This window comes from Streptomyces sp. NPDC058872, from assembly GCF_042743065.1.
Lineage (GTDB): Bacteria > Actinomycetota > Actinomycetes > Streptomycetales > Streptomycetaceae > Streptomyces.
Genome location: NZ_JBHYMK010000050.1, coordinates 50,415 through 59,164 on the forward strand (window position 1 = coordinate 50,415; position 8,750 = coordinate 59,164).

At 69.9% G+C, this 8,750-nt stretch carries 6 protein-coding genes and 1 riboswitch; of the genes, 5 read left to right on the forward strand and 1 reads right to left on the reverse strand.

Going from position 1 to position 8,750, the window contains the following annotated elements:
- Positions 1–3: 3 nt before the first annotated feature.
- Positions 4–1,062, forward strand: a complete 1,059-nt coding sequence (locus ACFW22_RS27005) for a CobW family GTP-binding protein (protein ID WP_386409276.1) — start codon at positions 4–6, stop codon at positions 1,060–1,062.
- On the opposite strand, the gene ACFW22_RS27010 is transcribed toward ACFW22_RS27005, so the two are convergent.
- Positions 1,059–3,518: a DNA topoisomerase (ATP-hydrolyzing) subunit A gene (locus ACFW22_RS27010; protein WP_386409278.1), complete on the reverse strand. Its 2,460-nt coding sequence runs from the start codon at positions 3,516–3,518 to the stop codon at positions 1,059–1,061. The genes ACFW22_RS27005 and ACFW22_RS27010 overlap by 4 nt on opposite strands.
- 181 nt (positions 3,519–3,699) lie before the next feature.
- Here ACFW22_RS27010 and ACFW22_RS27015 point away from each other — a divergent pair, with 181 nt between their 5' ends.
- The 4 genes from ACFW22_RS27015 (at position 3,700) to ACFW22_RS27030 (ending at position 8,475) form a co-directional block, all read left to right on the forward strand.
- Positions 3,700–5,046, forward strand: a complete 1,347-nt coding sequence (locus ACFW22_RS27015) for a M16 family metallopeptidase (RefSeq protein WP_386409280.1) — start codon at positions 3,700–3,702, stop codon at positions 5,044–5,046.
- A complete protein-coding gene (locus ACFW22_RS27020; RefSeq protein ID WP_386409282.1) occupies positions 5,043–6,440 on the forward strand; it encodes a M16 family metallopeptidase in 1,398 nt (465 codons plus the stop codon). The genes ACFW22_RS27015 and ACFW22_RS27020 overlap by 4 nt, the downstream gene beginning before the upstream one ends.
- Positions 6,441–6,652: 212 nt before the next feature.
- Positions 6,653–6,818: riboswitch (cyclic di-AMP (ydaO/yuaA leader) on the forward strand.
- A 12-nt stretch (positions 6,819–6,830) separates the two neighbouring features.
- Positions 6,831–7,601, forward strand: a complete 771-nt coding sequence (locus tag ACFW22_RS27025) for a M23 family metallopeptidase (RefSeq protein WP_386409284.1) — start codon at positions 6,831–6,833, stop codon at positions 7,599–7,601.
- Between the two features lie 190 nt (positions 7,602–7,791).
- A complete protein-coding gene (locus ACFW22_RS27030; RefSeq protein WP_386409286.1) occupies positions 7,792–8,475 on the forward strand; it encodes a GntR family transcriptional regulator in 684 nt (227 codons plus the stop codon).
- The last annotated feature ends 275 nt before the right edge of the window (positions 8,476–8,750 follow it).

The following is an 8,750-nucleotide window of genomic DNA, read 5'->3' on the forward strand; positions in this document are numbered from 1 at the left end:
CCCTTGAGCACGCAGCAGATCCCCGTCGTCGTCCTGGCCGGGTTCCTCGGAGCAGGAAAGACGACGCTCCTCAACCACGTGCTGCGCAGCGCCCGGGGGACCCGCATCGGCGTCATGGTCAATGACTTCGGTGACATCGGCATCGACGCGATGACCGTCGCCGGTCAGGTCGGTTCCACCGTCTCGCTCGGAAACGGCTGCCTGTGCTGCGCCGTCGACGCCGGCGAACTCGACGAGTACCTGGAGGTCCTGACCCGGCCCGAGGCACGGCTCGACGTGATCGTGATCGAGGCGAGCGGCCTTGCGGAGCCGGAGGAACTGGTGCGCATGGTGCTCGCCAGCGAGAACGAGCGGGTCGTGTACGGAGGGCTCGTCCAGGTCGTCGACGCGGCCGAGTTCCCCGCCACCCGGCTGCGGCACCCCGGGGCCGACCGGCACCTCTCCCTCGCCGATCTCGTGGTCGTCAACAAGGCGGACCGGGTGCCCGAGGAGGAGCTGCGCAGCGTGCGGAAGACCGTGGCCGGGCTTGCCGGGCGCGCCGCCGTGGTCGAGGTCTCCCACGGGCGCATCGATCCCGAGCTGCTCTTCGACCGGGTCGTTCCGGAGGGGGAGATCGAGGGGCAGATGTCGATCGAGGACATCCTCTACGGCCCTGAAGGCATCGACCAGGTCCATCCGCACGCGGCCTACGAGAGCCTGTCGGTGACGGCCGCGACACCGCTGGAACCGCGCCGGCTGATGGCCTTCCTCGATTCCCGCCCCGAGGGCCTCTACCGGATCAAGGGCTTCGTCGACCTGGGGCCCGCCGATCAGGACAACCGTTACGTCGTGCACGCGGTCGGTCGTTTCCTGCGCTTCTACCCCGAGCCCTGGCCGGTCGGTGAGGAACGGCTCACCCAGCTCGTCCTGATCGGCTCCGGCATCGACCCGGCCGGTCTGCGCAAGGAACTCGCGTCCTGCGAGCTGAACGGCCCGCAGGACGCCCCCGACGAGCACAGCATGTGGGGCGTCCTGCGGTACGTGCAGCAGACGGCGGAGCAGACCGAAGCGGACGGGCTCTAACGAGCGGGACCCGCCACCACTTCGATCGTCTTGGGCAGCGGGGTGCCCGAGCCGTCGCGGCGGGGATCGACGTCCGGCAGGGCCACCGGGGCGCCGGTCTTCTGGGCCGCGCGCGCCGGGGTGGCCCCCGCCCACGCCAGGACCAGGACGTCCTCGCCCTTCAGGAAGCGCTGGCAACGGACGCCGCCGGTCGCACGTCCCTTGCGCGGGTACTGGTCGAAGGGGGTCAGCTTCGCCGAGGTGCCCGTCGAGGCGTCCAGGGCGCCCGTGGAGCCCGCGACGGTGAAGACGACGGCGTCCGCTGCCGGGTCGACGGCCGTGAACGAGAGCACCTCGGCGTCCGCGGCGAGCTTGATGCCGGCCATGCCGCCTGCCGGACGTCCCTGGGGCCGCACCTGGGAGGCCTGGTAGCGCAGCAGCTGGGCGTCGGAGGTGATGAAGACCAGGTCTTCCTCACCCGTCCGCAGCTCGACGGCGCCGACGATCCGATCGCCCTCCTTGAGGGTGATGACCTCCAGCTCCTCCTTGTTCGTCGGATAGTCCGGCACCACGCGCTTCACCACGCCCTGGAGCGTGCCGAGGGCGAGGCCCGGGGAGGATTCGTCCAGCGTGGTCAGACAGACGACCGTCTCGTCCGTCTCCAGGGAGAGGAACTCCGACAGCGGTGCGCCGCCCGCGAGGTTCGGGACGCTCGCGGTGTCCGGCAGTTGGGGCAGGTCGATCACCGCGACCCGCAGCAGCCTTCCGGTCGAGGTCACCGCGCCGACCTCGCCGCGCTGAGTGGCGGCCACCGCAGACACGATCACGTCGTGCTTGGCCCGCGCCGCGTCAGGGTCGACCGGCGGCAGTTCGGCCTTTGCCGTGCGGGCGAGCAGGCCTGTCGAGGAGAGCAGCACCTGGCAGGGGTCGTCCGCGACCTGCAGGGACACGGCTGCGACGGGTGCCCCTGCCGACTCCAGCAGGACCGTCCTCCGGTCGGTGGCGAACTTCTTGGAGACTGCCGCCAGCTCCGCCGAGACCAACTTGCGGAGCTCCGCGTCGGAGTTGAGGATTCCGGTCAGCTCGTCGATCTCGCCGTTGAGGCGGTCGCGCTCGCCCTCCAACTCCAGGCGGTCGAACTTGGTGAGCCGGCGCAGCGGAGTGTCCAGGATGTACTGCGTCTGGATCTCGCTGAGGGAGAAGCGCTCCATCAGGCGCTCCTTGGCCTGGGCCGAGTTCTCGCTCTCCCGGATGAGGCGGATGACCTCGTCGATGTCGAGCAGCGCGACCAAGAGGCCCTCGACCAGATGCAGCCGGTTCTGCTTCTTGGTGCGACGGAACTCGGACCGACGCCTGACCACCTCGAAGCGGTGGTCCAGGTAGACCTCGAGGAGCTCCTTGAGGCCGAGGGTGAGCGGCTGCCCGTCGACCAGGGCCACGTTGTTGATGCCGAAGGACTCTTCCATCGGCGTCAGCTTGTAGAGCTGCTCCAGCACCGCTTCCGGCACGAAACCGTTCTTGATCTCGATGACCAGGCGCAGGCCGTGGCTGCGGTCGGTGAGGTCCTTGACGTCCGCGATGCCCTGGAGCTTCTTGGAACCGACCAGGTCCTTGATCTTGGAGACCACCTTCTCCGGGCCGACAGTGAACGGCAGCTCGGTCACGACGATGCCCTTGCGGCGCGCCGTCACCGTTTCCACGGTCGTGGTGGCGCGGATCTTGAAGGAGCCGCGTCCCGATGCGTAGGCGTCCTTGATGCCGGACAGGCCGACGATCCGACCGCCGGTGGGCAGGTCGGGGCCGGGCACGAAGCGCATCAGCGCTTCGAGGTCGGCATGGGGGTAGCGGATCAAGTGGCGGGCCGCCGCGACGACCTCGCCGAGGTTGTGCGGGGGCATGTTCGTCGCCATGCCGACCGCGATGCCGGAAGCGCCGTTGACCAGCAGGTTCGGATAGGCCGCGGGGAGCGCGACGGGTTCCTGCTCCTGGCCGTCGTAGTTCGGCGCGAAGTCGACCGTGTCCTCGTCGATGGACTCGGTCATGAGGAGCGCGGCGGGAGCCATCCGGGACTCGGTGTACCGCATGGCGGCCGGTGGGTCGTCATTGCCCAGGGAACCGAAGTTGCCGTGGCCGTCGACCAGGGGCAGACGCATGGAGAAGGGCTGCGCCATGCGGACCATCGCGTCGTAGATCGACGCGTCGCCGTGCGGGTGCAGCTTGCCCATCACCTCGCCGACGACGCGGGCGCACTTGACGAAGCCGCGCTCGGGGCGCAGGCCCATTTCGTTCATCTGGAAGACGATGCGGCGCTGTACGGGCTTCATGCCGTCGCGGGCGTCCGGGAGGGCACGCGAGTAGATCACCGAGTACGCGTACTCGAGGAAGGAGCCCTGCATCTCGTCGACGACGTCGATGTCGAGGATCCTCTCCTCGTACGCGTCGTCCGGCGGCGGTGTCTTCGTGCTGCGGCGGGCCATCGCGGCTGCGGCTCCTTCACCAACAAGGTTGATCTGACGCGGACCATTGTGGACCGTGTCACCGACAACGCCGACCGCGACCCGGAAGAGGGACATCATGACGGGGCGGGAACTTCGCCAGGTGTCGGCGCGCTTGCATACAGTGGCAGGACTTTTTCACATCGCGATCGAAGGGACGTACATGCCCATGGGTCACACGGCCACGGCCGAGGCCGGCTCCGGCGGCCTGACAGCGACCGAGCACCGGTTGGCGAACGGCCTGCGCGTGGTGCTCTCCGAGGACCACCTGACCCCGGTCGCCGCGGTCTGCCTCTGGTACGACGTCGGCTCGCGTCACGAGGTCAAGGGACGCACCGGCCTCGCCCACCTCTTCGAGCACCTGATGTTCCAGGGCTCCCAGCAGGTCCAGGGGAACGGCCACTTCGAGCTGGTCCAGGGCGCCGGAGGATCGCTCAACGGCACGACCAGCTTCGAGCGCACCAACTACTTCGAGACCATGCCCGCGCACCAGCTGGAGCTCGCGCTCTGGCTGGAGGCGGACCGCATGGGTTCGCTGCTCGCCGCCCTGGACGACGAGTCCATGGAGAACCAGCGGGACGTCGTCAAGAACGAGCGCCGCCAGCGCTACGACAACGTGCCGTACGGCACCGCCTTCGAGAAGCTGACCGCCCTCGCCTACCCGGAGGGCCACCCCTACCACCACACGCCGATCGGCTCCATGGCCGACCTGGACGCGGCCACCCTGGAGGACGCGCGGAACTTCTTCCGCACCTACTACGCCCCCAACAACGCGGTCCTGTCCGTCGTCGGCGACATCGACCCGGCGCAGACCCTCGCCTGGGTCGAGAAGTACTTCGGCTCCATCCCCGCCCACGACGGCAAGCCCGAGCCGCGCCCCGGTGAGCTGCCCGAGGTCATCGGCGAGCAGCTGCGCGAGGTCGTCGAGGAAGAGGTTCCCGCCCGTGCGCTGATGGCCGCCTATCGGCTGCCGCACGACGGCATGCGCGAGTGCGACGCCGCCGACCTCGCCCTCACGGTCCTGGGCGGCGGCGAGTCCTCCCGCCTGCACAACCGCCTGGTGCGCCGAGACCGCACCGCGGTGGCCGCGGGCTTCGGCCTGCTGCGGCTCGCCGGGGCGCCTTCGCTCGGCTGGCTCGACGTCAAGACCTCCGGCGGCGTCGAGGTTCCGCAGATCGAGGCGGCCGTCGACGAGGAGCTCGCCCGGTTCGCGGCGGAGGGGCCCACGTCGGAGGAGATGGAGCGTGCACAGGCCCAGCTGGAGCGCGAGTGGCTGGACCGGCTCGGCACGGTGGCGGGCCGCGCGGACGAACTGTGCCGGTTCGCGGTGCTCTTCGGCGACCCGCAGCTCGCCCTGACCGCCGTCGACCGGGTCCTGGGCATCACCGCGGACGAGGTCCGGGCGGTCGCGGCGGCCAAGCTGCGCCCCGACAACCGCGCGGTGCTCGTCTACGAGCCCTTGGCGACCGAGCAGAGCGACAGCGACGAGGAAGAGGGAGCGGACCAGTGACCGACGCTGCCGTGTCTTTGACCAACATGGACTTCCACCCGCAGCCCCGGCCGGGCACCGCGAAGCCGTGGGCCTTCCCGGCTCCGGACCGTGCGAAGCTGGACAACGGCCTGACCGTCCTCACCTGCCACCGGCCCGGCCAGCAGGTGGTGGCGGTGGAGCTCTTCCTGCCGGCGCCGCTGGACGCCGAGCCCGCCGGTCTCGACGGCGTTGCCACCATCATGGCCCGCGCCCTGTCCGAGGGCACCGACCGGCACAGCGCGGAGGAGTTCGCGGCCGAGTTGGAGCGCTGTGGCGCCACGCTCGACGCGCACGCCGACCACCCGGGCGTGCGGGTCTCCCTGGAGGTGCCGGTCTCCCGCCTGCCCAAGGCGCTCGGTCTGCTGTCCGAGGCCCTCGTCGCGCCGGCGTTCCTGGAGACCGAGATCGAGCGCTTGGTGCGCAACCGCCTCGATGAGATTCCGCACGAGTCGGCCAACCCGTCCCGTCGTGCCGCCAAACAGCTCTACAAGGAACTGTTCCCGGACGGTTCCCGGATGTCCCGGCCGCGCCAGGGCACCGAGGAGACGGTCGCCGCGATCGACGCCGCTGCGGTCCGCGCCTTCTACGAGGCGTACGTGCGCCCCGCCACGGCCACGGCCGTGGTCGTCGGCGACCTGACCGGCATCGACCTCGACAAGGTCCTCGCCGAGTCCTTGGGCGCCTGGACCGGCGAGCCGGCCGAGCCGCTGCCGATGCCTCCGATCACCGCCGACGACACCGGGCGGGTCGTCATCGTGGACCGCCCCGGTGCGGTGCAGACCCAGTTGCTGATCGGTCGGATCGGTCCGGACCGGCACGACCGCGTCTGGCCGGCCCAGATCCTCGGCGCCTACTGCCTGGGCGGCACCCTGACCTCGCGCCTGGACCGCGTCCTGCGCGAGGAGAAGGGCTACACGTACGGGGTGCGGGCCTTCGGGCAGGTGCTCCGCTCCGACGCCGGGGGGAACGGCGCGGCCATGCTGGCCATCAGCGGTTCCGTCGACACCCCCAACACGGGTCCGGCCCTTGATGACCTCTGGAAGGTGCTGCGGACCCTGGCCGCCGAGGGCCTCACGGACGCCGAGCGCGAGACGGCCGTGCAGAACCTGGTGGGTGTGGCGCCCCTCAAGTACGAGACGGCCGCTTCGGTCGCCGGGACGCTCGCCGATCAGGTGGAGCAGCACCTCCCGGACGACTTCCAGGCCGAGTTGTACGCGCGTCTGGTCGAGACGGGCACGGTCGAGGCGACGGCCGCCGTGGTCAGTGCCTTCCCGGTGGACCGACTGGTCACCGTGCTGGTCGGTGACGCCGCTCAGATCGCGGAGCCGGTCCGGGAGCTCGGCATCGGCGAAGTCACCGTGGTGACCGGCTGATCCGTTCTGCCGACCACGGCAGAACCCGACAACGGAGGTCCCTGACGGCATGGTTCGTCAGGGACCTCCTGTTTGTCCGTATTGCTGGCAAGGGTGGCCTTCTGCCCTGTGGCATGTCTTACAAATAAGCGTGTCTGTTTGGTGATTGACAGACGATCCGCATAGCGTCGGTCCGGCTGTTCGTCAGTTGCACGTGCCGCAACCGCGGCATCGAACAGTCATCGCCGAGTCCCCGTCAGGCGCGAGCCTGGGGAGCCGGGGACCCACATCGAGTCCCTGGGGTGAATCGAGCGCCTTCGTCCCGGACGGAGGGGTTCGTAGGAGACCTTCCTGCTCCGAACCCGTCAGCTAACCCGGTAGGCGAGAAGGAAGGAAAGGACCAGCCACTTCATGGCGTTCACCCGTGCCACCGGGAAGCATCGTGGTTCGAGCCGGATGGCTCGCCGCAGCGTGGGCATCGCCGGTGCGGCGACGCTCGCCACCACCGGCGTCATCGGCACCCTGGCCTCCCCGGCGCTCGCCGCCGACACGGACGACCGGTCCGCCGAGGACACCGGCCTCACCCAGGTGATCACCGAGGACTCCCTCGTGGACCGGATCAACGCCCAGGCCGCCGCCCAGGAGCAGGAGGCCGTCGAGGCCATCGCCAAGGCGAAGGCCGAGGCCGAGGCCAAGCGCAAGGCCGAGGCCCGGGCCAAGGAGATCCGACTGGAGCGCGAGCGCGCCGCCCGCGAGGCCGAGCGCCGCCGCCTGGCCTCCTTCCAGCTTCCCGTTGCCGGCTCGTACGTCTCCACGGGCTACAAGGCCGGCGGCTCGCTCTGGTCCTCCGGCAGCCACTCCGGCGTCGACTTCCACGCCGCCTACGGCAGCCGGGTCGTCTCCGTCGGCTCCGGCACCGTCGTCGAGGCCGGCTGGGGCGGCGCCTACGGCAACAACATCGTCATCAGGATGAACGACGGCACGTACACCCAGTACGGGCACCTCGCCTCCATCGGCGTGTACGTCGGCCAGACCGTCGAGCCGGGCCAGCAGATAGGCGTGTCGGGTTCGACCGGCAACTCGACCGGCCCGCACCTCCACTTCGAGGCGCGCACGAGCCCCGAGTACGGCTCGGACATCAACCCGGTCTCGTACCTCCGTGCCCGCGGCGTCGCGGTCTGATCCGGACCCGTCGCGCACCGCGTCGCAAAAGCCCCGGCTCGTACTGAGCCGGGGCTTTTTGCTGACCAAAAGATATCCATGGATTCCGCTGGGGCATCGGAAATTCTGGCGTGCTGCAATAGAGTCGCAGATCGGACGCAGGACGGGCGTCGGTCACATTGTCTCGCGCGGACCAAGGCGGAGGTCGGACATGCGCATTCCCGCGCACTCGGTATGCACGGCGATCCGGGACGACATCGTCTCCGGTCTGTTCGAGCGGGGGAGCCGGTTGACCGAGGAGCAGCTCGCTCGTCGGTACGGGGTTTCCCGCGTTCCGGTCCGCGAGGCGTTGCGCACCCTGGAGTCCGAGGGCTTCGTCGTCACTCGCCGGCATGCGGGCGCCCATGTGGCCGAGCCCACCGAACAGGAGGCGGCCGATCTCCTCGACATGCGGTTGCTGCTCGAACCGCTGGGGGCGGCGCGGGCGGCGCAGCGGCGCACCCAGGCTCACCTGAAGGTGTTGCGCGGGCTGGTCAGACTGGGGCAGGAGCGGGCCAGGCGGGGCCAGGGCGAGGACCTGCGGTCGCTCGGGAGCTGGTTCCACGAGACGCTCGCGCAGGCTTCCGGCAGTCCTGCCCTGACGGCGCTGCTCACCCAACTGCGCTACAAGATCGCTTGGGTGTACGTCGTGGAGCAGCCCGCCCAGCCGCTGGAGGCCTGGGCGGAGCACGGCGCGATCGTGGACGCCGTGGCGCGCGGTGACGCCGAGCGGGCGAGGGCGTTGACGGCGTTGCACGCGGAACGGTCGCTCTCCCTGCACCGGCCCAAAGGGCAGGAACGGGGGCGCGTGAGGCTTTCGCAACGCGCAGTCAACACGGCGAGCGCCCAGAATTAACACGTGCACCGTATACAAAGAATGGCTATTCGGGTGGCGCCGTCTGTGTTGCCCGAAAGAAAGTGTTCGTGAATGCGGGCCGGTGAATGCGGAGTCGGTGGCGCGGGTCTACCGGCCCGAGGTCGGTGAATCCGAAGCCGACGGGAGACACAGTCATGAGAATGGCCGTGGTTTCCGGAATTCCGGAAACCACCGCCCTGCGTCCCCCGGGGGGGGTCAGACGGTCTCGGGGCGCGCGTCCAGCCCGTCGGCGGCCACCTTGGCGAGGCGGGCGC